18 protein-coding genes are annotated in these 25,113 nt (G+C 30.5%); 13 read left to right on the top strand and 5 right to left on the bottom strand.

The genetic code is table 11. The features are described from left to right. Positions 1-18: 18 nt before the first annotated feature. Together BWR22_RS06705 and gyrA are read right to left on the bottom strand one after the other, a co-directional pair. The gene (locus BWR22_RS06705; protein WP_076732836.1) at positions 19-1,257 is read right to left on the bottom strand and encodes a tetratricopeptide repeat protein; all 1,239 of its coding nucleotides are present in this window, start codon (positions 1,255-1,257) and stop codon (positions 19-21) included. Between the two features lie 49 nt (positions 1,258-1,306). Next, entirely contained in the window at positions 1,307-3,859 is a 2,553-nt protein-coding gene (gene gyrA / locus BWR22_RS06700) for a DNA gyrase subunit A (RefSeq protein ID WP_076732833.1), read from the bottom strand. Positions 3,860-4,290: 431 nt separating this feature from the next. Between gyrA and BWR22_RS06695 the strand changes: the two genes are divergently transcribed. Then, a complete protein-coding gene (locus tag BWR22_RS06695) occupies positions 4,291-6,843 on the top strand; it encodes an ATP-dependent Clp protease ATP-binding subunit (protein WP_076732831.1) in 2,553 nt (850 codons plus the stop codon). Between the two features lie 89 nt (positions 6,844-6,932). Then, positions 6,933-7,313, top strand: a complete 381-nt coding sequence (locus BWR22_RS06690) for a hypothetical protein (protein ID WP_076732829.1) — start codon at positions 6,933-6,935, stop codon at positions 7,311-7,313. Here BWR22_RS06690 and hutH read toward each other — a convergent pair. Next, a complete protein-coding gene (gene hutH, locus BWR22_RS06685; RefSeq protein WP_076732828.1) occupies positions 7,310-8,836 on the bottom strand; it encodes a histidine ammonia-lyase in 1,527 nt (508 codons plus the stop codon). The two genes, BWR22_RS06690 and hutH, sit on opposite strands and share 4 nt — an antisense overlap. A 121-nt stretch (positions 8,837-8,957) precedes the next feature. Here hutH and BWR22_RS06680 point away from each other — a divergent pair, with 121 nt between their 5' ends. After that, complete coding sequence (locus BWR22_RS06680) at positions 8,958-10,016, top strand: TlpA family protein disulfide reductase (protein ID WP_076732826.1); 1,059 nt, start codon at positions 8,958-8,960, stop codon at positions 10,014-10,016. A gap of 72 nt (positions 10,017-10,088) precedes the next feature. On the opposite strand, the gene BWR22_RS06675 is transcribed toward BWR22_RS06680, so the two are convergent. Then, entirely contained in the window at positions 10,089-11,636 is a 1,548-nt protein-coding gene (locus tag BWR22_RS06675; RefSeq protein WP_076732825.1) for a bifunctional ADP-dependent NAD(P)H-hydrate dehydratase/NAD(P)H-hydrate epimerase, read from the bottom strand. 368 nt (positions 11,637-12,004) lie between these two features. Between BWR22_RS06675 and thrA the strand changes: the two genes are divergently transcribed. From thrA to thrC, 3 genes are all read left to right on the top strand, one after another. Further along, entirely contained in the window at positions 12,005-14,449 is a 2,445-nt protein-coding gene (gene thrA, locus BWR22_RS06670; RefSeq protein WP_076732823.1) for a bifunctional aspartate kinase/homoserine dehydrogenase I, read from the top strand. A gap of 70 nt (positions 14,450-14,519) precedes the next feature. Then, a complete protein-coding gene (locus BWR22_RS06665; protein WP_076732822.1) occupies positions 14,520-15,440 on the top strand; it encodes a homoserine kinase in 921 nt (306 codons plus the stop codon). 34 nt (positions 15,441-15,474) lie between these two features. After that, positions 15,475-16,767, top strand: coding sequence for a threonine synthase (gene thrC, locus BWR22_RS06660; RefSeq protein ID WP_076732821.1), 1,293 nt, complete (start codon positions 15,475-15,477; stop codon positions 16,765-16,767). A gap of 90 nt (positions 16,768-16,857) precedes the next feature. Here thrC and BWR22_RS06655 read toward each other — a convergent pair whose 3' ends face one another. After that, a complete protein-coding gene (locus BWR22_RS06655) occupies positions 16,858-17,502 on the bottom strand; it encodes an SDR family oxidoreductase (RefSeq protein WP_076732819.1) in 645 nt (214 codons plus the stop codon). 227 nt (positions 17,503-17,729) lie between these two features. Between BWR22_RS06655 and gcvT the strand changes: the two genes are divergently transcribed. The 7 genes from gcvT (at position 17,730) to BWR22_RS06620 (ending at position 25,018) form a co-directional block, all read left to right on the top strand. Continuing rightward, entirely contained in the window at positions 17,730-18,800 is a 1,071-nt protein-coding gene (gene gcvT, locus BWR22_RS06650) for a glycine cleavage system aminomethyltransferase GcvT (protein WP_076732817.1), read from the top strand. 8 nt (positions 18,801-18,808) lie between these two features. Further along, complete coding sequence (locus BWR22_RS06645) at positions 18,809-19,723, top strand: glutaminase (RefSeq protein ID WP_076732815.1); 915 nt, start codon at positions 18,809-18,811, stop codon at positions 19,721-19,723. 15 nt (positions 19,724-19,738) lie between these two features. Then, positions 19,739-20,572 (top strand): sugar nucleotide-binding protein, encoded by an 834-nt coding sequence (locus BWR22_RS06640; RefSeq protein WP_076732814.1) that lies wholly within the window; start codon positions 19,739-19,741, stop codon positions 20,570-20,572. A 109-nt stretch (positions 20,573-20,681) separates the two neighbouring features. Then, complete coding sequence (locus BWR22_RS06635; protein ID WP_076732812.1) at positions 20,682-20,972, top strand: 4a-hydroxytetrahydrobiopterin dehydratase; 291 nt, start codon at positions 20,682-20,684, stop codon at positions 20,970-20,972. Between the two features lie 55 nt (positions 20,973-21,027). Then, positions 21,028-23,079, top strand: a complete 2,052-nt coding sequence (locus BWR22_RS06630; RefSeq protein ID WP_076732810.1) for a S41 family peptidase — start codon at positions 21,028-21,030, stop codon at positions 23,077-23,079. Then, positions 23,079-24,113: a hypothetical protein gene (locus BWR22_RS06625; RefSeq protein WP_076732809.1), complete on the top strand. Its 1,035-nt coding sequence runs from the start codon at positions 23,079-23,081 to the stop codon at positions 24,111-24,113. The genes BWR22_RS06630 and BWR22_RS06625 overlap by 1 nt, the downstream gene beginning before the upstream one ends. A 158-nt stretch (positions 24,114-24,271) precedes the next feature. After that, on the top strand, positions 24,272-25,018 hold the full coding sequence (locus BWR22_RS06620) for a YebC/PmpR family DNA-binding transcriptional regulator (protein ID WP_076732807.1): 747 nt from the start codon (positions 24,272-24,274) through the stop codon (positions 25,016-25,018). Positions 25,019-25,113 lie beyond the last annotated feature (95 nt).

Below are 25,113 nucleotides of genomic sequence, written 5' to 3'. Positions count from 1 at the left end.
AATATTATTCTATAATTATTATAATCCAAATTTTTCTTTTAATGCTTTAGCTTTATCTCCTTGATCAATAGCTCCATAAAGACTAGCTAAAGTTTTTACAACATCTGTATCTGCTTTACCATTAGACACAACAGTTTCTAAATAAGGAATTGCTTCTTTGTAAACCGCTTTAAGCTCTTCTAAATATTTAGCATAAGCAATATTATCTGCATTAGAACCTCCTAAGGCATTCATTTTCTCCTTAATTGGTTTATCTTGATCCATAATTAATGCTGCTAAATTAGTATTAGCGTCGTCATTTTTAGGATCTAATGCAATTACTTTTTTATAGTATTCTTTTGCTTCTTGAGTTTTTCCTGCTTTAACAGAAACTACTCCTAAATTAAATAATAACTCTGTATTATTAGGATCGTTAATTACAGCCTCTTTTGTTAATCTTTCAAATTCTTCAATATTACCTAAATTATATTGTGTATTTGCCTCTGTAATAATTAAAGTTGTATTAGATGGATCTAAAGCTCTTGCATTTTTAATTGCTTCTAAAGCTTTTTCGTTTTCTCCTTTATTTAAGTATATAGACGCAATTTGTGTTGCTATTTCAGCAGCTTTAGATTCTGTCATTCTTTCTCCTGGACTAATGTGAGTTTTTGCTTTAGTTACAAAAACATCTCTAGTCGCTTTATCGAAAGTTTCTTCTTCTCCTGTTTCTTTGTTTATAGCATAGTACTCTTTTACAACACCAGTATATCCTAATTCGTTTAATTTTAAGTAGTGCTCTAAAGCTGTGTCATAATCTTTTGCTAAAACTGAACTTACAGCAGCAAAGTATAGATAAGATTCATCTTTTGGAACTAATTTATATAACATTTCAAACATAGTAGAAGCTTGAGCGTATTTACCACTTGAATAAAACTCGTTACCTTTTACTAATAATTCATTTTGAACAAAACTCTTAGTTTCTGCTAAATCACTAACATATTTACTATCTACTTTAGTTAAATCTTCAAAAGCAGTATCAAAATCTGAAATTGCTCCTGCTCCATTAGCATATAATGCTTTTGCTCTAGCAAAATAGAATTTTGATTTTGATTTATCGTCCATACTATCTAGCATAGGCTCTAAAGTTTTAGCTGCCGCCTTAGCCTCAGCAAAATTGTTGTTTTTAACAGCTTTTTCTAATGCCTTTAATTCTTTCTTTTGTGCGAAAGAAAAAAGAGTAATCATTAAAGCTAGTGTAAGGATTAATTGTTTTTTCATTAGTTTTTTGTTTTAATATTCTAAAATATAAGAATTGGTTTTTATTTTTTTATTCTTCTTCGTTGTTTGGAGCAACAGTCGTGCCATTTTCGGAATCATTGGTATTTACAACTCCTTTAGAAGTTATTACATTTCCATCGTCATCTAGTTCTACGTCTTCTTCTTCATGCATTACTTTAGCAACAGCTGCAATAGAATCTTTACCTTTAAGGTTAATTAATTTTACTCCTTGTGTTGCTCTACCCATAACTCTTAAATCGGCAACTGCCATTCTAATTGCTATACCAGATTTATTGATAATCATTAAATCATCTTCATCTGTTACATTCTTAATAGATACAAGACTACCTGTTTTTTCTGTAATAGAGATAGTTTTAACACCTTTTCCTCCTCTATTGGTAATACGGTAATCCTCTAAGCTAGAACGCTTACCATAACCGTTTTCTGAAACTACAAGAATATTACTATTCATATCGTCTACAGCAATCATACCTATAACCTCATCGGTTTTTTCATCTTGTAAGCGAATACCTCGAACTCCAGAAGCTCCACGACCCATTGGTCTTGTTTTTGCTTCTTCGAATCTAATAGCCTTACCAGATTTTAATGCTAGCATAACTTGGCTTTCTCCTGTAGTTAATTTAGCTTCTAGTAACTCATCATCTTCTTTAATAGTAATGGCATTAATACCATTTGTTCTTGGTCGTGAGTATTGCTCTAAAGAGGTCTTTTTAACTTGACCTTTTTTAGTTGCCATAATTACATAATGGCTATTTACGTAATCCTCATCCTTTAAATCTTGAGTACAAATAAATGCCATAACCTTATCGTCTTGTTCAATATTTATAAGGTTTTGGATTGCTCTACCTTTTGATGTTTTACTACCTTCAGGAATTTCATAAACACGCATCCAGAAACATTTTCCTTTTTGTGTAAAGAACAGCATGTACTGGTGATTTGTACCAACAAATAAATGTTCTAAGAAATCTTCGTTTCTTGTTGTTGATGCTTTTTGCCCAACGCCACCTCTATTTTGTGTTTTATATTCTGTTAAAGACGTACGTTTAATATAACCTGCATGAGAAATAGTAATAACTACTTTCTCATCTGGAATCATATCTTCGATACTTAAATCTCCACCTGCATACTCTATTTTAGAACGACGCTCATCTCCATATTTATCTCTAACAACTATTAACTCTTCCTTAATAATAGTCATTCTACGCTCTTTATTTGCAAGAATATCTTTAAGGTCTTCAATAGTTTTCATGATGTCTTCGTATTCATTACGAAGTTTGTCTTGTTCTAATCCTGTTAATTGACGTAAACGCATCTCTACGATGGCTTTCGCTTGAATTTCGGATAACTTAAAACGTTCTATTAAATTATTTCTTGCTTCATCTCCATTGGCCGATGCTCTAATAATTTTAATAACTTCATCAATATTATCTGAAGCTATAATTAAACCTTCTAAAATATGTGCGCGTTCTTCGGCTTTACGAAGTTCGTAGGTTGTACGACGTACAACTACATCATGCCTGTGCTCTACAAAATATTGAATTAATTCTTTTAAGTTTAATAACTGCGGACGACCTTTTACAAGTGCAATATTATTTACACTAAAAGAGGATTGCAGTGCTGTATACTTAAATAATTTATTTAAGACAATGTTTGGTATTGCATCACGTTTTAAAACGTAAACAATACGCATTCCGTTTCTATCAGACTCATCTCTAATAGTCGAAATTCCTTCTAATTTTTTATCGTTTATTAAATCGGCAGTTTTTTTAATCATGTCTGCCTTATTAACTTGGTAAGGAATTTCGGTTACAACAACACATTCTCTACCTTGTACCTCTTCAATATTTGCATTAGCACGCATGACAATTCGTCCACGTCCAGTATGAAAAGCTTCTTTTACTCCATCATAACCATAAATAGTACCTCCTGTTGGAAAATCTGGAGCTTTAATATGTTGCATTAACTCATCGATTTCAATATCATGATTATCGATGTAAGCAATTGTACCATCTACAACTTCTGTAAGGTTGTGAGGTGGCATATTAGTAGCCATACCAACTGCTATACCAGAAGCTCCATTTACAAGTAAACCTGGAATTCTTGTTGGTAAAACTGTTGGTTCTTCAAGAGTATCATCAAAATTTAATTGATGGTCTACAGTTTCCTTATCAATATCTGCAAGCATATCTTCAGATATCTTACGCATTCTTGCTTCTGTATAACGCATCGCTGCAGGACTATCACCATCAACAGACCCAAAGTTTCCTTGTCCATCTACAAGCATATAACGTAAACTCCATTCTTGAGCCATACGCACCATAGCATCGTAAACAGATGTATCTCCGTGTGGATGATACTTACCTAAAACCTCTCCTACAATTCTAGCGGATTTTTTATGAGCACTATTTGCTCTAACACCCAGTTCATGCATACCATAAAGTACACGTCTATGCACTGGTTTTAAACCATCTCTTACGTCTGGTAAAGCACGTGATACAATAACTGACATTGAATAATCAATGTAAGCCGATTTCATCTCATCTTCAATATTAATTGGAATCACTTTTTCGCCTTCTGCCATATATAATCTTAAATTTAATTTTTATAATATTTCGTAACGCGCTAATATAAAACTTTCATTAGTCATAGTAAGACTTTATCCCTATTTTTTGAGAGTTTTTATTAACAATTTTAACATCCTTTTTCGTTAATAACTATCTTGTTAATTGTTTTGATTTTATAAACTTTTTTTTGTCTATTAGCATATAATACTATCTCGTGCTAAAGATTGACTTAATTTAACGTCTTTTTTTTCTTTTTTTACTAAAAATAGAAACCGCAACGTAAGCTCTGCTATTTCTATATTATATACATTTAGAAAGAAAAAATTTATAAATTTTACGATTAGCTTAAATGAAATGGTATGTCATTTTATCTAAAAAACAATTTAAGGAATAGTTTTTGCCATTGATATTATGATTCACTAAATTTATTGACGAAAGGAACAACAATATGGATGATAATTTTTCACCAAGAGTAAAAGATGTAATTGCTTACAGTAAAGAGGAAGCCCTTAGATTGGGCCATGATTTTATTGGAACAGAACATCTTATGCTTGGTTTATTAAGAGACGGTAATGGGAAAGCCATTAATATTTTAAATGCTTTAGATATAGACTTAAATCATTTACGACGTAAAGTAGAAATTTTAAGTCCTGCAAATCCCAATGTTGCCATCACCTCTAACGATAAAAAAAACTTGCACCTAACTAGGCAAGCAGAACGTGCTTTAAAAACAACATTTTTAGAAGCAAAATTATTTCAAAGCACATCTATTAACACAGCACATTTATTGCTATGTATTTTAAGAAATGAAAACGATCCTACTACTAAGCTTTTAAACAAGCTTAAAGTGGATTACGACAATGTTAAAGAACAATTTAAGTCTATGATAACAAACGACGATAATAACTATATAGAGCCAACAGCAGAGTCTTTTCCAGACGACAGCTCTAAAAGCAACGATGGCGATGCCTCTAAAGATATATTTAATACTCCAACTGGTAAAAGCAACAAAAAATCTAAAACTCCAGTTTTAGATAATTTTGGCCGAGATCTTACTGCTATGGCAGAAGAAGGCAAACTAGATCCAGTTGTTGGACGTGAAAAAGAAATTGAGCGTGTATCTCAAATTCTATCTCGTAGAAAGAAAAACAACCCATTACTAATTGGTGAACCTGGTGTTGGTAAAAGTGCTATTGCCGAAGGCTTAGCGAATAGAATTGTAAAACGTAAAGTCTCACGTATTTTATTTAACAAACGTGTGGTAACTTTAGATTTAGCAAGCCTAGTAGCTGGGACAAAATACCGTGGACAGTTTGAAGAACGTATGAAAGCCGTAATGAACGAGCTTGAAAAAAACGATGATGTTATTTTGTTTATAGACGAAATTCACACCATTGTAGGTGCTGGTGGAGCAACTGGTAGTCTTGATGCTTCAAACATGTTTAAACCTGCCTTAGCAAGAGGAGAAATACAATGTATTGGTGCTACAACTTTAGATGAGTACAGACAATACATTGAAAAAGACGGTGCTTTAGAACGTCGTTTTCAAAAAGTAATAGTAGAACCTACAACCGTAGATGAAACTATAGAAATACTTAATAATATTAAAGGTAAATACGAAGAACACCACAATGTTGAATATACTCAAGAAGCTATTGAAGCTTGTGTAAAATTAACAAATAGATACATGACCGAGCGTTTTCTTCCAGACAAAGCTATAGATGCTTTAGACGAAGCTGGATCGCGAGTTCATATTACAAATATCGATGTGCCTAAACAAATTATCGAGTTAGAAAAAAAGCTTGAAGAGGTAAAAGAAACAAAAAACTCTGTTGTTAAAAAACAGAAATATGAAGAAGCGGCACGTTTACGTGATGATGAAAAACGCCTAGAAAAAGAATTAACAGTTGCCCAAGAAAAATGGGAAGAAGATACTAAACAACATAAAGAAATTGTATCTGAAGACAATGTTGCAGATGTTATTTCTATGATGACAGGAGTTCCTGTAAATAGAATTGCACAAACCGAAAGTAATAAGCTAGCAGAATTACCAGAACTTATTAACGGAAAAGTTATTGGTCAAGATGAAGCTGTTAAAAAGGTTGTAAAAGCTATACAGAGAAACCGTGCCGGACTTAAAGACCCAAATAAACCAATTGGTTCATTTATATTTTTAGGACAAACAGGTGTAGGTAAAACTCAATTAGCGAAAGTATTATCTCGTGAGCTATTTGATAGTGAAGAATCACTTATTAGAATAGATATGAGTGAGTACATGGAAAAATTTGCTATCTCTCGTTTAGTTGGTGCACCTCCAGGATATGTAGGTTACGAAGAAGGTGGACAACTTACTGAGAAAGTAAGACGCAAACCTTATGCTGTTGTTTTATTAGATGAAATAGAAAAAGCACATCCGGATGTGTTTAATATGCTATTACAAGTTTTAGACGATGGTTATTTAACAGACTCTTTAGGTAGAAAAATTGATTTTAGAAACACCATAATTATTATGACTTCTAATATTGGTGCTAGAAAACTTAAAGATTTTGGAACAGGAATTGGTTTTGGTACTGCTTCTCAAAAATCTCAGGAAGATGCTAATGCCCGTGCCGTAATTCAAAATGCATTAAAGAAATCTTTTGCGCCAGAATTTCTAAACAGAATTGACGATGTTGTTGTATTCAATGCTTTAGAAAAGGAAGATATTCATAAAATTATTGATATCGAATTAGAGAAATTATTATTTAGAATTAAAGGTTTAGGATACCACTTACAACTTACAGATGCTGCAAAAGATTATGTAGCAGAAAAAGGGTTCGATAAGCAATATGGTGCAAGACCTTTAAAAAGAGCTATTCAAAAATATATAGAAGATGCTTTAGCTGAAGAAATTATTACTTCTAAAGTCACCGAAGGAGATAAAATTGTTATGGATTTAGATGATAAAACAAACGAAATTACTATTAATATAGAAAAGGCCGAAAAGCCTACAAAATCATAAAAAATAATAATTTTAATATTGAGGTTAACTAACATAACGTTTAGTTAACCTCTTTTTTTTATCTTTAAAAAAAGTATTTACCAAGACTAATGACCAAAATTATAAATATAGACATAGGCTATGTTAGCATATTTGACAACTATATAATTATGGAAATAGACCAAGGAGTAATTGTTACCAAAGAACACAACCAATTACTAGTAGATATTGTAGACAAATTCTATAAAGACAAAGGTGTAGTTTATATATCTAATAGAAAAAATTCTTATAGTGTCAATCCTTCTGTTTATTATGAAACAAACAAAATAAAAAACATTATAGGTCTTGCCGTTGTATCGGAAAACGGAATGGCTGTTAGTAATGCTGAAATTGAAAAACTTTTTTTTAATAAGCCTTTTGAAATATTTAGCAATCTTGAAGATGCAAAAAAATGGGCAAATAAGCTTTATAAGAAAATGAAAAAAAATTAAATTCCGTAATTATTTAAAAACAACTCTTCTATCTCAATATCTAGTTCATCTAAAAAAGCTATTGACGCTTCAATGTCATCGTGTAGAACTCTATCTTTTTCAACGAAAGGAACTTCTTTTCTATAAATATCTAAAAAAGACTCTAAAAAAGGAGATGTTTTTAGTGGCGCTCTGAATGCTAAAGCTTGACTCGCATTCATAAGTTCAATAGCAACAACACGCTCTACATTTCTTATTAACCTATAAGCTTGAGTTGCTGCATTTGCTCCCATACTTACATGATCTTCTTGGCCATTACTAGAAACAATACTATCTACACTTGCAGGTGTTGCTAGTTGCTTATTAGCACTAACTATACTTGCTGCCGTATATTGCGGAATCATAAAACCAGAATTTAAACCAGGATTATCTACTAAAAACGCAGGCAAATCTCTTAAGCCAGATACTAATTGAAATACACGACGCTCAGAAATATTACCAATTTCTGCCATTGCAATTTTTAAATAATCTAAAGCCAAAGCTAATGGTTGACCATGAAAATTTCCTCCAGAAATAATTAAATCTTCTTCTGGAAATATATTTGGATTATCGGTAACCGAGTTTATTTCGGTTAAAATTACACGTTCAACAAAATCTAAAGTATCTTTTGTAGCACCATGTACTTGTGGTATACACCTAAAAGAATATGGGTCTTGCACATGTTTCTTTTCTCTTGTAATAATTTCACTACCTTTTAAAAACTCGTTAAAACGTCTTGCAACCTTTAATTGTCCAGGATGAGGACGAACTAGGTGTACTAAATCATGAAAAGGCTCTATTCTACCATCAAAAGCATCTAAAGAAATACTAGCAACAACATCTGCTATATACGATGTTTTATGAGATAACAGCAGTAAATACACTCCATAAGCACTCATAAATTGAGTTCCATTTAATAAAGCCAAACCTTCTTTAGCCTCTAATTTAATAGGTTCCCAATTAAACTTTTTAAGTATTGCACTTGCATTAACCTCTTCTTTATTGTGCACAACTTTACCTTTACCAATTAGCGGTAATGCCAAATGTGCTAATGGTGCTAAATCTCCAGATGCGCCTAAAGAACCTTGTGTAAACACAAACGGAAAAACATCGTTATTAAAAAAATCAATTAAACGCATTACCGTAGCTAACTGTACACCACTATGTCCATAACTAAGAGACTGTATTTTTAAAAGTAACATCACTTTTACTACACTTTCTGGAACACGTTCTCCTGTTCCACAAGCATGAGACATTACTAAATTCTCTTGTAACTTTGTTAAATCGGCTTTAGAAATTTCTACATTATATAAAGATCCAAAACCAGTATTTATTCCATAAAAAGGTTTATCAGCTTCGTCTAACTTTTTATTTAAATAGGTTTTACAGTTTTCTATTTTCTGAATTGATTCTTCAGATAATTTTAGTTTTTTATTTTCTTTAAAAATATTATAGATAGTTACAATGTCTAATCTATCTGAAGATATATAATGGAATGCGCTCATTTAGTCAATTTATAGTCCATCAAAAATGAACAAATGTTAATTATTATGCAAATAATATTAATAATTTATGAGAATCCCTTTAAAACTAATACTTTTGATAAAAATTTAACACTTAATAAAAATGAAAAAATTAGTATTAGCTTTATCTATATTAGCAGTGGTTGCCTGTAAAGAAGAGGCACCAAAAGATTATGTAACATTATCTGGTAAAATAGAAAATAAAAACAGTGATTCTTTATTTGTAGTACAAGGTAGAACATTTTCTAAAACCATTAAATTAAATGAAGATGGTACATTTAGCGATACGTTAAAAGTTAAAACTGGGAGTTATATTTTTCATGACGGAAATGAGTCTACAAATATATTTTTAAAAAATGGATACGATTTAAATCTTACTTTAGATACTAAAGAGTTTGATGAGTCTCTAAAATTTACAGGTAATGGAGCTGAGTCTAACAACTACTTATCTAAAAAAGCTATAATGCAAGAAAATTTAGTTGAACCAAGCCTTTTCGACTTAGAAGAAGTAGAATTTAACGCTAAAGTTGTAGAACTAGAAAAAGAAATGAGTGACTTTTTAGAGAAAAATTCTAAAAATTTAGATTCTACACTTTTAGCTAGAGAAAAAATCGAAATAGTTCAATTTAAACCAGGTATTACAGGCTTTTACAAACAACAACAAGCAAGAGCTGCTCAGTTTGCATCTTTTATTGGAAAACCTGCTCCAAGTTTTGATTTTGAAAACGCTAAAGGTGGTAAAACTTCTTTAGAAGACTTAAAAGGTAAATACGTTTATATAGATGTTTGGGCTACATGGTGCGGACCTTGTATTCGTGAAATTCCTTCTTTAAAAGAAATTGAAAAAGATTTTCATGATAAAAATATAGAATTTGTAAGTGTTTCTGTAGATGATGGTCGTGGTTACAAAGCTGATACAAGAGAAGAATCTGCTAAATTGGCTCACGAAGGTTGGAAAAAAATGATTGCTGAAAAAGAATTAGGTGGTATTCAAATTATTTCGGATAATGGATGGAAATCTGAGTTTGTTCAAGGTTTTAAAATTAACGGTATTCCTAGATTTATTTTAATAGATCCTGCAGGAAACGTTGTAAATGCAGATGCTCCAAGACCTTCTAGCCCAAAATTAAGAGAAGTGTTAAATGGTTTAGAAAATATATAGTTTTCTAAAATTAATATAAAAAAAACCGAGTTTTAAACTCGGTTTTTTTATGCTTTATAGTAAAAGTTTTTCTTATCCTTCTTGTTCTACTTGTGGTTGTTCGGGTTGTTTAAACAAATCTAAATACGCTAAACTTATACCATCTATTACATTGCTAGCAATAATACTTTGGTAGCCAAATTCTTCTATTAAAATATCGGCACTTTTACCATGTAAATACACACCAAAAAGTGTTGCTTGTAAAGCATCATAACCTTGCGCAATTAATCCTGTAATTATTCCTGTTAAAACATCTCCTGTTCCAGCTGTAGCTAATCCTGGATTACCAGTTGCATTAACATATAATTTATCGTTAAAAACAGTAATAGTATTTGCTCCTTTTATAACAACAATTACTTTATACTTTTTAGCAAAAGCTTTTGTTTTATTTAATTTATCAAAGTCATCTTTCCAAGAACCAATAAGTCTTTCTAATTCTTTTGGGTGTGGTGTTAAAATAGTTAACTCTGGTAATAATTTTAATAGCGTTTTCTTTTTTGCTAAAATATTTAAACCATCGGCATCTATTACTAATGGTTTTTTGTTTGCTTTTAAAAAATTCTCAAAAGCTATTATTGTTTTACTATCTGTTCCTAAACCAACACCTATACCAATAACTGTTGGATCTATTGAAAAATCTATTTTAGTAAGTTTTTCTTCATCTGCATCTGTAATTACCATAGCTTCCGGAAAAGCTGTTTGCAACGGTATATATCCGCATTTTGGCGTATATGCTGTTACTTTTCCTGCTCCAACTGCCAAAACTGAACGACTTGCCAATGTTACTGCTCCAATTTTTCCGTAACTTCCTCCTACAATTAAACCATGGCCAAAAGTACCTTTATGGCTATATTTCTCGCGAGGTTTATATATTGGCAAGACTTCGTTTTTACCAATTAAATTAGCTTCGGTTTGGGTTGTAAATAAATATTCTGGATCAATACCAATATCTAATACCTCCCATTGCACAGTATATTTTGCAGTTTCAGGTAAAAAGAATACCATTTTTGGAGTTTGAAAACTTAATGTATAACCAGCATTAACAACTGCTTCTGGGTCTTCCACTCCTCTATCTGATGGTAACCCTGATGGTAAATCTATAGATAATGTAAAGGCTTTTGTGCTTCTAAAAAAGTTAAATAAGCTTTTTACCCAAGCATCTACAGGACGATTTAATCCAATTCCAAAAACAGCATCAACTATAATATCTTTTTCTTCAATATTTATATCGCTAAAATCATCCTCACAACTTAATAATGTTGGCCATTTTTTAGTTACATTTTTTATACGATCGTAATTAATTAAAAAATCTTTAGAACGTTTATCGCTACAGTTTACTACATAAGTGTTTACATTGTAACCGTGTGTAATTAAATGTCTTGCAACTACTAAACCGTCTCCACCATTATTACCAATACCACAAAAAACATGTATTGGTACTTGAGCACCTTGCATTCTTGTATGCAACCAATTAAAAATTTGGCTTCCTGCTCGTTCCATTAAATCTGTAGAGGAAATTTGTTGTTTTTCTTGAGTTAGCCTATCGCCTTCGTAAATTTGTTCTTTAGAGAATATTTTCATATTTATTTGTAGGTCGTGTTGAAAGATAAAATATAACTTTTCAAGATTATTCAGTTCTAAAGCAATTATGCTTTCATTTTAAAAATTAAAGTGACTATTATTCAGAATAATATAAAAATCACTAATTAGTTTTGTTATTAGTGTAAAAGTAATACATTTACTAAGTATTTCACAGTAAAAATGTATAACAAAACATTAATTTCAACTTTAAAATCTGCTTCTATCTTAGAAGCATGTTTCGTTATGTTTATTTTTACAATTACAAATATTATTACCCTTTTGGGTATTTAATATTTTACTTCCGCATCAAAAATAGTAGCAAAATACTACTCAACCTAAAAAGTTAATACAAAATAAATTTTTCGCAAATGCAAGTACTAAAATTTGGAGGAACATCTGTAGGTTCATCAAAAAACATAAATAAAGTTATTACTATTTTAGAAGATTATTCTAAACAGGATAAAGTAATTTGTGTGGTTTCTGCTGTTGGAGGCATAACAGACAAATTACTTAATGCAGGTAACTTAGCAAAAAACAGTGAAAAGAGTTATAAAACTGAATATAAAGCGATTAAAGCAAAACATATTACAATTTTAGAAACGCTTGTCCCTAATAATAATTCTAAAATTATTAAAGTTTTAGAAGAAAAATTAAAGAGTCTAAAAAATCTGTTAGATGGTATCTTTTTAATTAAAGAATTATCACCACAAACATCGGATAGGCTAGTTAGTTTTGGAGAATTATTATCTTCTTATATTATAGCCGAAACCTTAAAATATAAAGGAAATAATGCCATTAGAAAAAACACACAGCAACTTATAGTTACCAATTCTAACTTTACAAAAGCTGAAGTTAAATTTGAGCCTACAAATAAAAACATTAATGATTATTTTAATGATGCTACACAAGACATTACAATACTTCCTGGTTTTATTTCTAAATCCGAATTAGGAGAAATTACTACACTTGGTCGTGGCGGATCTGACTATACAGCAGCTATTATTTCTGCTGCTTTAAAGGTTGAAAAATTAGAAATCTGGACAGATGTTAGTGGTATGTTTACTACAAATCCAAAACTTGTAAAACAAGCTTACCCAATAGAACGTATTAGCTATCACGAAGCTATGGAATTGTCGCATTTTGGTGCAAAAGTTTTATATCCTCCAACGGTGCAGCCCGTTTTAGATTTAAATATTCCTATTCATATAAAAAACACGCTTAAACCAAACGATGTTGGTACGGTAATTTCTAACGATGGGAATACAAAATCTTCAACAGCTACGGGTATTACTAATATTAATGACATTTCATTACTAACATTACAAGGTAATGGCATGGTAGGTGTACCAGGTTTTTCTAAACGTTTATTTGAAACCTTATCTCAAGAAAAAATTAATATTATTTTAATTACTCAAGCATCATCAGAACATTCTATATGTTTCGGAATTTCTAAACATGATACTGTTCAAGCAGAAAGAGCAATTAATCTAGCTTTTGAATATGAAATTTCTAAACATAAAATTGATCCTATTCAAGTAGAAAACAACTTATCTATTATTGCTTTAGTTGGTGATAACATGAAAAGTCATCAAGGTATTAGTGGTAAAATGTTTAGTGCTTTAGGAAAAAATAACATTAATATTAGAGCTATTGCTCAAGGCGCTTCAGAAAGAAATATATCTGCTGTAATTTCAGAAAAGGATGTTGAAAAGGCATTAAATACTATACATGAACGCTTTTTTGAAAACAATATTAAACAACTTAATGTATTTATTACAGGTATTGGTAATGTTGGAGAGAAACTAATTGACCAAATTCACCAGCAGCGTAATTATTTAAAAAAGAACTTAAAGCTAGACCTTAGAATTGTTGGACTTTCAAATTCTAAAAAAATGGTTTTTAATGCTGAAGGTATAGATTTAGCCAACTGGGCTTCTAAGTTTCATTATGCAGATAAATCTAGTTTAAATGGTTTTCTAGAAAAAGTAAAAGCACTCAATTTACGTAACAGTATTTTTGTAGATATTACTGCAAATGAAGACGTATCAAAAATGTACGAACACTATTTAAAAAATAGTATTGCTGTAGTTGCATGTAGTAAAATTGCGTGTTCTAGTACATACCAAAACTACAAACATTTACAAGATTTATCGCTTAAATATAACACACCATTTTTGTACGAAACAAATGTTGGTGCAGGTTTACCAATAATTAACACATTAAGTAATTTAGTTACTTCTGGAGACAAGGTTACTAGCATTCAAGCGGTATTATCTGGTAGCTTAAACTTTGTTTTTAACAATTTTAGCGATCGTACAAATTTTCATGATATTGTAAAACGTGCGCAGTTTGAAGGTTATACGGAACCAGATCCTAGAATAGATTTAAGTGGTATAGATGTAGCTAGAAAAATATTAATTCTTGCTCGCGAAAATGGTGAAGTAATGGAAATTGAAGCTATAGAAAACGATTCGTTTTTAACAAAAGCAAATATAGAGAGTGATACAGTAGACGATTTTTATAAAACACTTATAAAAGACGAAGCCCATTTTCAAGAACTGTATGCTTCTGCTAAAGAAAAAAATTGCCAGTTAAAGTATGTAGCCGAATTTAAAAACGGCAAAGCAAAAGTTGGTTTACGTGAAATTCCAGAAGGTCATCCGTTTTATAATCTTGAAGGAAAAGATAATATTGTTATGTTTTATACAGAACGCTATCCAGAACAACCTTTAATTGTAAAAGGTGCTGGTGCTGGTGCAGATGTAACTGCCTCTGGATTGTTTGCAGATATTATTAAAGTAGGAAGCAAATAAAAAAATTGAAAATAAAGAATAGAGAGTAAAAGTAATTATCACTCTTTCTAATTTCTTTTTCTATAGAATTATGAACGAAATAAAAATATTCTCACCAGCAACTGTAGCAAATGTTTCTTGCGGATTTGATGTTCTAGGTTTTTGCTTAGACACTGTTGGAGATGAAATGGTAATTAAAAAAACTCAAGAAAAAGGTATTAAAATTACTAAAATAGAAGGTTTTAATCTACCTCTTGAAGTTAAAAAAAATGTTGCAGGTGTTGCGGCTTTAGCTATTTATAATGATGCAAAACCAGAGTGTGGATTCGAAATAGAAATTTATAAAAAAATTAAACCTGGAAGTGGCATTGGTAGTAGTTCTGCTAGTGCATCTGGAGTTGTTTTTGCAATAAACGAACTATTAGGTAAACCTTACTCTAAAACACAACTTTCTACATTCGCAATGAAAGGAGAAGCCGTTGCTAGTGGTAGTGAACACGCAGATAATATTGCACCAGGCATTTTTGGTGGCTTTACATTAGTAAAAAGCAATCATCCTTTAAAAATTTTAGAGCTACCTACTCCTACAAATTTATATGCAACATTAATACATCCTCAAATTGAAGTAAAAACTTCTGAGGCTAGAGATATTTTGCCAAAAAGCATACCAATGGAAAATGCCATTACACAATGGTCTAACCTTGGTAGTTTAGTCCACGCCTTACATACAAACGATTATCATTTATTAGGAGACTCTTTACAAGATGTTATTGTAGAACCTTACAGAAGCAAGTTAATTCCACATTACAACGATGTAAAAGAGGCAGCTTTAAACAATGGCGCTTTAGGATGCGGCATATCGGGTTCGGGACCTTCAATATTTTCATTATCAGAAAGTTTAGAAACAGCAAAAAAAGTAGAAAAAGCAATACAGGAAATTTACAGTAAAACAGAAATTGAATTTTACACATTTACTTCTAAAATTAATGCAGATGGAATTAAAATACTATAATTTCCTATTAGCATAAATATTAAAAACAATATATATGAATTACTATAGTCTAAATCATAAAGCACCAAACACAACATTTAAAGATGCAGTTATAAAAGGATTGGCGCCAGATAAAGGTTTATATTTTCCAGAAACTATAACACCATTACCACAATCGTTTTTCGATAATATTGATAATTTATCTCATTCTGAAATTGCTTTCGAAGCTATTAAACAATTTGTTAGTCCGGAAATTCCAGAAGACGTTTTAAAAACGATTGTAGAAGAAACTTTAGCGTTCGATTTTCCTATTGTTAAACTCAACGATAATATTTCTACTTTAGAATTATTTCATGGTCCTACAATGGCATTTAAAGATGTTGGAGCACGATTTATGGCACGTTGCTTAGGCTATTTTAATAAAGAAAACACTAACGAAGTTACAGTTCTAGTAGCAACCTCTGGAGATACTGGTGGTGCTGTTGCAAATGGTTTTTTAGGTGTAAAAGGTGTTAATGTTGTTATTTTATATCCTAGCGGAAAAGTTAGCGAAATACAAGAAAAACAATTAACAACACTTGGGCAAAATATAAAAGCATTGGAAGTAGATGGTGTTTTTGATGATTGCCAAGATATGGTTAAACGTGCTTTTTTAGATAAAGAACTAACAAGTAAAATGCAATTAACCTCTGCTAATTCTATTAACGTTGCACGATGGTTACCACAGCTTTTTTATTTTATGTTTGCTTACAAGCAATTGCATAAAGAACATAAAGACATTGTATTTTCTGTGCCAAGTGGCAATTTTGGTAATGTTTGTGCAGGAATGATGGCGCAACAATTAGGTTTACCAATTAAGCATTTTATAGCTAGTAATAACGATAATAATGTAGTAACCAATTATTTACAAACCGAAGAGTACATACCAAAACCATCTGTGCAAACTATTAGTAATGCTATGGACGTAGGAAATCCAAGTAATTTTATACGTATTCAAGAAATTTATAAAAAAGAGTTTACTTCTTTAAAAAACAACCTGTCTTCTTACAGCTTTAGCGATGAAGAAACCAAGACTGCTTTAAAAGAGATTTATGATAAATACGACTATGTCGCAGATCCTCATGGAGCAGTTGGCTATTTAGGTTGCAAAGCTTATTTAAAAAATAACCCTAATACGCATTGTGTGTTTTTAGAAACTGCGCATCCTACAAAATTCTTAGATGTTGTTGAAGAAGTTATTGAGGAAAAACAACCATTACCAAAACAAATACAAGCAGTTATAGGTAAAACAAAAGAAGCTACAAAAATTAGTAGTTACAAGGAATTAAAAAATTTCTTATTAAAATAAGCATATTCAAAAGAGATTTTCAATTTTAAATATAAAAAAAACAGCTACCTAATTAAGTAGCTGTTTTTTTATATTAATTTCTTTTTGAAATTATGCTGATACAGCAGAGACTTTATTTAAAGCTTCACCTATTAAAGTATTTCCTTTAATAATTTCAAACGTTGCATTATTAGCAACATCATCATTTAAAGCACTCACCAAAGTTTGTGCAACATCGTTTCTACTAATTTCTCCTCTTTTATTCAATTTTTTCTCTAATTCAATCTTATTTGTAAGCTCATCATTAGTTAAACTTCCTGGTCTAACAATACTAAAATTTAAGCCACTAGATTTTAAGTATTCATCTGCATTATGCTTTGCTTTTAAGTACTCTTTTAATTCCTCGGCATTTTCTGGTTGGTCTGCTCCCATCGAACTTAACATTACAAACTTTTTAATATTATTTTTGTTAGACGCATCAATCAATCGTTTTGCTCCTTCTTGATCAACTTCTACAACTTTTTTCCCTCCAGAACCTGCTGCAAATAAAACTTTATCTACATTGCCTTTAAAGACATGAGAAACATCTTCTTCTAAATCACCTAAAACAGTATCTATTTGCTTCGCTTTAAAATAAGCTTGCTGCTCTTCTTTTCTAACCATTGCAATTGGGTTAAAATATTGAGATTCATTTAAAAGATTTACTATTTTTTTTCCTGTGGTACCATTTGCACCTGCTACTAAAATATTTTCCATTCCTAAATTTAAGAATATAATAAGCTAACTCATAAGATTTAAAGTTGTTTAACTTAAGTTTAGTATCAATTTAATATACTTTTATGAAAAAAAACAAACTTGAAATTAAATAACACAACTTAAAATTTTAAACTAAATCACATTAAAACCAACTCAATAATTTTCAATACTTTTGTTTTCGAAAAAAAAAGACGTTTCGCTTATGCGAAAGCAAAAATATATTTTACATGAAAAACACAGCACTAACAGCAACACACGAAGCATTAAACGCTAAAATGGTACCTTTTGCAGGCTACAACATGCCAGTACAATACGATGGCGTAAATATAGAACACGAAGCAGTAAGAAAAGATTGCGGTGTTTTTGATGTATCGCATATGGGAGAGTTTTTAATAGAAGGTCCAAATGCATTAGCTTTAATTCAAAAAGTATCTAGTAATGATGCCTCAAAATTAACTGTAGGCAAAGCACAATACTCATGCTTACCAAATGACGATGGTGGGATTGTTGACGATTTAATTATATACAAAATAAAAGAAGAAACATATTTACTAGTTGTAAATGCTAGTAATATTGAAAAAGACTGGAATTGGATTTCTTCAAAAAACGATGTTGGTGCAGAAATGAGAGATTTAAGCGAAGACTACTCTCTTTTAGCAATACAAGGTCCTAATGCAGTAGAAAAAATGCAAGCATTATCAAGTCATGATTTAGCCGAAATTAAATTTTACAACTTTGTAGTTGGAGATTTTGCTGGTATCGATAATGTAATTATTTCTGCAACTGGATATACAGGAAGTGGAGGATTTGAAATTTACTGTAAAAACAACGAAGTAAAACAAATTTGGGATAAAGTTATTAATGCTGGCGCTAAACCAATAGGTCTAGCAGCTCGTGACACCTTACGTTTAGAAATGGGATATTGCTTATATGGAAACGATATAGACGATACTACATCTCCATTAGAAGCCGGTTTAGGTTGGATAACAAAATTCACTAAAGATTTTACAAATTCTGATGCTTTAGAAGAGCAGAAACGTAAAGGTGTAGAACGAAAATTAGTTGCTTTTGAGTTAGACGAGCGTGGTATTCCAAGACAAGGTTATGATATAGTAGACGGACAAGGTCAAAAAATAGGTGAAGTAACGTCTGGAACAATGTCTCCAATGCTTGGAAAAGGAATTGGTTTAGGTTATGTACCAATGGTATTTACAGATGTAAATAGTAAAATTAACATTCAAATTCGTAAAAAAGCTGTACCTGCAACGGTAGTTAAATTACCTTTTTATAAAGGATAATAAAATGTATGACTGATTTTCAAAATGTAATTAATACAATATATAACAACTTAAAATCTGCCACAGACAAAGGTATTGTGGCAGATTATATTCCCGAATTGGCAAAACAGAAAAAAGAAAGTTTTGGCATTTATTTAAAGCATATAAACGGTAACAATTATCATGTTGGAGATTGGGATAAACCTTTTTCTATACAAAGTATTTCTAAAGTTTTAGCCCTATCTAAAGCCATAGCTTTCGAGGACAAAAAAATTTGGGAACGTGTAGATGTTGAACCATCAGGCGATCCATTTAATCATCTATCTTTACTAGAGCACGAAAATGGAATACCTAGAAACCCATTAATTAATGCTGGAGCTATAGTTGTTGCAGATATTTTAGTCTCTCGATTAAATAATCCTAAACAAGATTTTTTAAATTATGTAAGAGACATCTCTGGAGATCAAACTATTAATTATAATTTAAAAGTTGCTAAATCCGAAAAACTTACAGGATATAATAATTACGCTGCAGCTAACCTTTTAAAAGCATATAACAACTTAAATAACGATGTTGAAGTTGTATTAGATTTTTATTTTCACCAATGTGCTTTAGAGATGAATTGTTCTCAAATAGCAAATGCATTTTATATGTTTTCAAACCGAGGAAAATGTATAAATAATGTAGCCCACATTACTTTAAGTCAGGTTAAAAGGATTAATGCAATCATGCTTACTTGTGGTTTTTATGATGAAGCAGGAGAATTTGCTTTTGAAGTTGGTTTACCTGGAAAAAGTGGAGTTGGCGGTGGTATTGTAGCGCTACTTCCAGACGATTTTGTAATTGTAACATGGTCTCCTGGTTTAAACCCTAAAGGAAATTCTTTAATAGGAATGCAAGCGTTAGAGCAATTTACTACTAAAACAAACCGTTCTATCTTTTAATATTTATAATATTAAATGAAGCAAGAAATAGACAGAAAACACAGAATTTTAATTTTAGGTGCAAGCGGTTTTATTGGCGAAGCCATCTACAAAGAACTCTGCTCCTATTTTAGAACTTATGGTACTTATAGAACAGATAATTATGGTTTTGATAAAAACCAACATTATTTTCAATATAATGTAGAGGAAGATGATATTTTTGAAATTCTTGATATTGTAAAACCTACAATTATTGTTTCGGCATTACGCGGTAACTTTTCGGCTCAAGTAATTGCCCATGCACATATAAGCGAATATATTATAGCTTATAATGCTAAACTTATATACTTATCTTCCGCCAATGTTTTCGATGCTTATAGTAAATTCCCAAGTTATGAACTTGATAAAACTTTAAGCCATAGTATGTACGGCCATTTTAAAATTAAAATTGAAAACTTATTATTACGAATGCCTAAAAAGCAAATTGTAATAATAAGATTACCAATGGTTTTTGGTGCACAATCACCAAGAATTAAGGAAATTAAAGCTTTTTTAAAGGAAGGTTTACCAATTGAAGTGTTTCCAAATTTGGTAATGAATGTTACAACAGACACTAAAGTAACACAACAAATTCATTATATAATAAACAGAAACAAATATGGTGTTTTTCATTTAGGAAGTAATGACCTAGTTCATCATGATGATTTTATAAAAGAAATTATTGAAACCATAAGTACCATTAAACCTCTATTTAAAAACGTATATACTACAAACGAAGAGCGTTATCTAGCAGTACTTCCAAAAAACAATAAATTACCCAAACACTTACAACTAGATAGTTCGGAGATTTTTAAAGAATTAGCAGTATAGTTTTTATTACTCGTTTTTTAATAAAACATGTTATAGTTTCTTTATTAAACAATAGTATTCTTATTTTTAGATAATACTATTAAATCATCATAAAAACTTTCAAATTATTATGGAGAAACTTACAACAATAGAAATAGAAAAACATTTAGAAAAGTTGCCAGAATGGAATTATGCAGACCATGCTATCCATACAGAGTACGAGTTCAAAAATTTTAAAGATTGCTTTAGTGCTATGAGTCGTATTGCGTTTGAGTGCGAAGCTTTAAACCATCATCCAGATTGGGCAAACACTTACAATGTGTTAAATATAAAACTATCTACTCACGATGCTGGAGGCGTAACATTAAAAGATATTAAGCTAGCACTTGCAATTGAAGGCATTGTTGAAGAAGAAGAGTAAAACTTAAGGTTGTACTAACTTTTTTTGTATTTTACCAGACTATTTAATGCCCTTAATGATTAGACATCTTTTTATTTCGCTACTGTTATGCATTTCAGTTTGTAGTTACTGCCAAGAAAACACGCTATTTTGTAAACAAGTTACAGCTCTTAAATCTACTATAGAGTCTAAGCATTTTGCTCCAAAAACACTAAACGACACAACTTCTAAACATATTTACAAGTTGTTTCTTAAAGAAATGGACGCCGACAAAGATTATTTTTTAAAAAGTGATATTACCAATTTTAATGTAGATGAATTTAAACTAGACAACTATATAGAAAATGGAAATTGTCAATTTATAGATAAATATATTTCTGTCTTAGAACATAATATAAAGTTAAACATTACAAAGCTTGAAGCTTTAAAAAATATACCTTTAGATTATTCTGGAACATTAACACTACAACATACACCAGAAAAATTCTACACTTTTTATAAGGACGAAACTGCTTTAAACAATGGACTTAAAAAACGTATTAGCTATCGTATAATAACTAAATTATTAGACGAAAATAATGATATTGAAACCTTAAAAAAGAATTTTAATAGTTTAGAAAAAGTAGCAAAAAACATTGTTATAGAAAACGAAATCTGCCTTTTAAACGAATTATTGAATAAAGACGGAGGCATAAATACTTTTGTAAAACACGCTTTTTTAAATGCTTATGTAAAGGTAAACGATCCTAATTCTTCATTTTTTAACTCTACACAAAAACTAACCTACCAAAACAGACTCTCTAAAAATCAACTATCTTTTGGAATTATAACAACAAAAAATGATAATGGAGATATTGTTGTTGCAAATATTATTCCTGGTAGTGCTGCTTTTGAAAATGGTAAATTTGAAGAAGACGATATTATACAATCCATTTCTAATGGTAAATCTATATTTAGAATACATTGCGTATCTAATGAAGATATTATTTTATATCTTAATAAAGAAGAACACAAAACACTTACTTTTTCTATTAAAAAGAAAAACGGAACACTACAAGATATAAAGCTTACAAAAAGCAATATTAAAGTTGAAGATAATGCCATTAGAGGTTACCTTATTAACGATGTATCTAATTATGGCTACATTAAGATACCAAGCTTTTATACAAATTTCGAATCTCCAAATGGTCGTGGACTAACTGCAGATATAGCAAAGGAGCTATACAAGCTTCAAAAAGAAAATATAGAAGGTTTAATTTTAGATTTACGATTTAATGGCGGCGGTTCTATGCAAGAAGCCATAGAACTTTCTGGAATGTTTATAGACCGTGGACCTGTAGCTATTATAAAATCTAAAAATGGAGAAAATTTTACAATTAAAGACCATAAACGTGGTAGCTTTTATAGCAAACCAATTGTAATTTTAGTAAACGATTATAGTGCATCTGCATCAGAGCTTTTTGCTGCGGCTATGCAAGATTACAATCGAGCAATTATTGTAGGCTCAAAAACGTACGGCAAATCTAGCGCACAAACTATTTTACCACTATCTATAGAAGATAGCTCTTTAGGCTTCGCAAAATTAACAATACAAGCTTTCTATAGAGTTACAGGAGAAAGCCATCAAGCTGTTGGAGTTATTCCGGATATTAAATTACCATCATTATACGATAATTTTAATACTGCAGAGAGTAATAAACCATATGCCTTACAAAATACTAAAACTAACGTTAGTTTAAAACATGTACCATTTACAAAGATAAATACAAACATTGCTGAAAATAGTAGTAAAACGCGTATATTAAACGATGAAAATTTCAAAAAAATATCAGAAATAAATAAAGCCTTTTATAATTTATTATACAAAAGAGGAACAAAATATAAGCTTACTTTAAATGATGTTTTTGAAGAAAAAAAACGTAGACAAGCAACTTTAGATTTTATTTTTGAAGCAGAAGACACCCAACCAGCTCTATTTAAAATTTTAAATACTAAATCTACAACCGAGCTTTTAAAATATAACAGCGACGATAAAGAACAGAATGATACTGTTTTAAAAACACTGTCGCAAGATATATATATAAATGAAGCCAAACATATTTTAAAAAACTTAACAACTCCTAATTAATGAACATTTTATCTAAAATAATTATTGCATTCTTTCTTTTTATCTCTTTTTTTACAAATGCACAAAGCTTTAACACAGCTGTAGATTATCTAGAATTTATTGGAAAAGAACAAAAAACAGTTACTAAAAACACTTGGAAATATACAAAAGCAATTGCACATAGTAAAAGTGATAAAAGCATAGCTAAAAAAAGAGAAGTTTTAATAAAAACTGTAGAGCGTGCCATTGCAAAAATTGAAAAAGCAAATGGTTTTGATGGCGACACCTATAAAAACAATGTGCTTAAACACATGCGTTTAAATGAAAGCTTATTAAAAAAAGAATATGCAGATATTATTGACATGAAAGCAGTTGCAGAACAGTCTTACGATTTAATGGAAGCGTATATATTGGCTCAAGAATTGGCAGACGAAAAGATGATGCAATCTCAAATTGAATACGAGAAAAACCTATACGCCTTTGCAAATAAAAATAAAATAAACATTATTGAAAGTGAGAACGATTTGGGAAAAAAAATGGAGATTTCGAACCAAGTCTTCGACCATTCTAACGCACTATACCTAACTTTCTTTAAAGTTTATATTAACGAAGTCTATTTATGGGAAGCTGTAGAAAAAAGCGACGTAAGCGGTATTCAACAAAACTCTAATGCTTTAAATCAAGCCGCCAAAGAAGGATTAAAAATTTTAGATACAATAAAACCATATAAAAACGATAAAAGTTTAATACTAGCATACAAAACAGTGTTCAATTTTTTTATTGAAGAATCTGAAAATAAAATTCCAATTATTGCAGATTTCTTAATTCTAAAAGAAGATTTTGAAACCATTAAAACCGCGATAGACAAAACACCAGAAAACAAGCGTACTAAAGACCAAATAGATGCCTACAATAAAAAAACAAAAGAAATTAATAAAGCTGGAAATAATTACAACAAAGTAAATTCAGCCTTAAATAGTAATAGGCAAAAAGTACTTATTAAAATGGAAGAAGCTAAATCTAAATTTTTAGCTAGACACGTACCTAACGATTAAAATTATACAAAATAGTTTAGCTACAAACGTTTTTGTACGTAAACATTTTTTTTAAATTTGTGTAACTGCTTAATTGCAATAAAACTAATTAACAATAATTTCTCTTTTTATAAATTTATTCTTGTAATAATTAAAAGAGCATATAAATAATATTTTAAATGGGAAGAGCTTTTGAGTTCCGTAAAGCAAGAAAAATGAAACGATGGTCTGCCATGAGTAAAGCATTTACTCGTATTGGAAAAGACATTGTAATGGCTGTAAAAGAAGGTGGACCAGATCCAGATAGCAACTCAAGATTACGTGCAGTAATACAAAATGCCAAGTCTGTAAACATGCCTAAAGATAATATAGAGCGTGCTATAAAAAAGGCAAGTGAAAAAGATCAAGGTGATTTTAAAGAAGTTCTTTTTGAAGGTTATGCACAACATGGTATTGCCGTACTTATTGAAACAGCTACAGATAATAACACTAGAACAGTTGCTAATGTTAGATCTTATTTTAATAAAACCGATGGAAGTTTAGGTACTTCTGGTTCTGTTGTATTTATGTTTGATCATACTTGCAACTTTAAAATTAAAGCTCAAGAATTAGACCTAGAAGAACTAGAACTAGAACTTATAGATTATGGTGTTGAAGAAATTTTTGAGGACACAGATCAAGATGAAAATGGAGAAGAACAAAATTATATTTTAATTTATGCTCCTTTTGAAAGCTTTGGAAACATTCAATCTTATTTAGAAGATAATAATTTAGAAATAATTTCTTCTGGTTTTGAGCGTATTCCACAGGTTACAAAAAGATTAACACCAGAGCAAGCTGCAGACGTAGAAAAACTTCTAGAAAAATTAGAAGAAGATGACGATGTGCAAAACGTATACCATACTATGCAAGAAAGTGAAGACTAATTAACTTTACATAATAAGCTTATAAGAAAAGTTCTTTTACACTAATACTGTAAAAGAACTTTTTTTTTAGAATTAAATTAATAACTTAGAAACAT

This window comes from Lacinutrix venerupis (assembly GCF_001971745.1).
Classification (GTDB): Bacteria; Bacteroidota; Bacteroidia; order Flavobacteriales; family Flavobacteriaceae; genus Lacinutrix; species Lacinutrix venerupis.
This window is presented reverse-complemented; position numbering and strand designations above follow the sequence as displayed.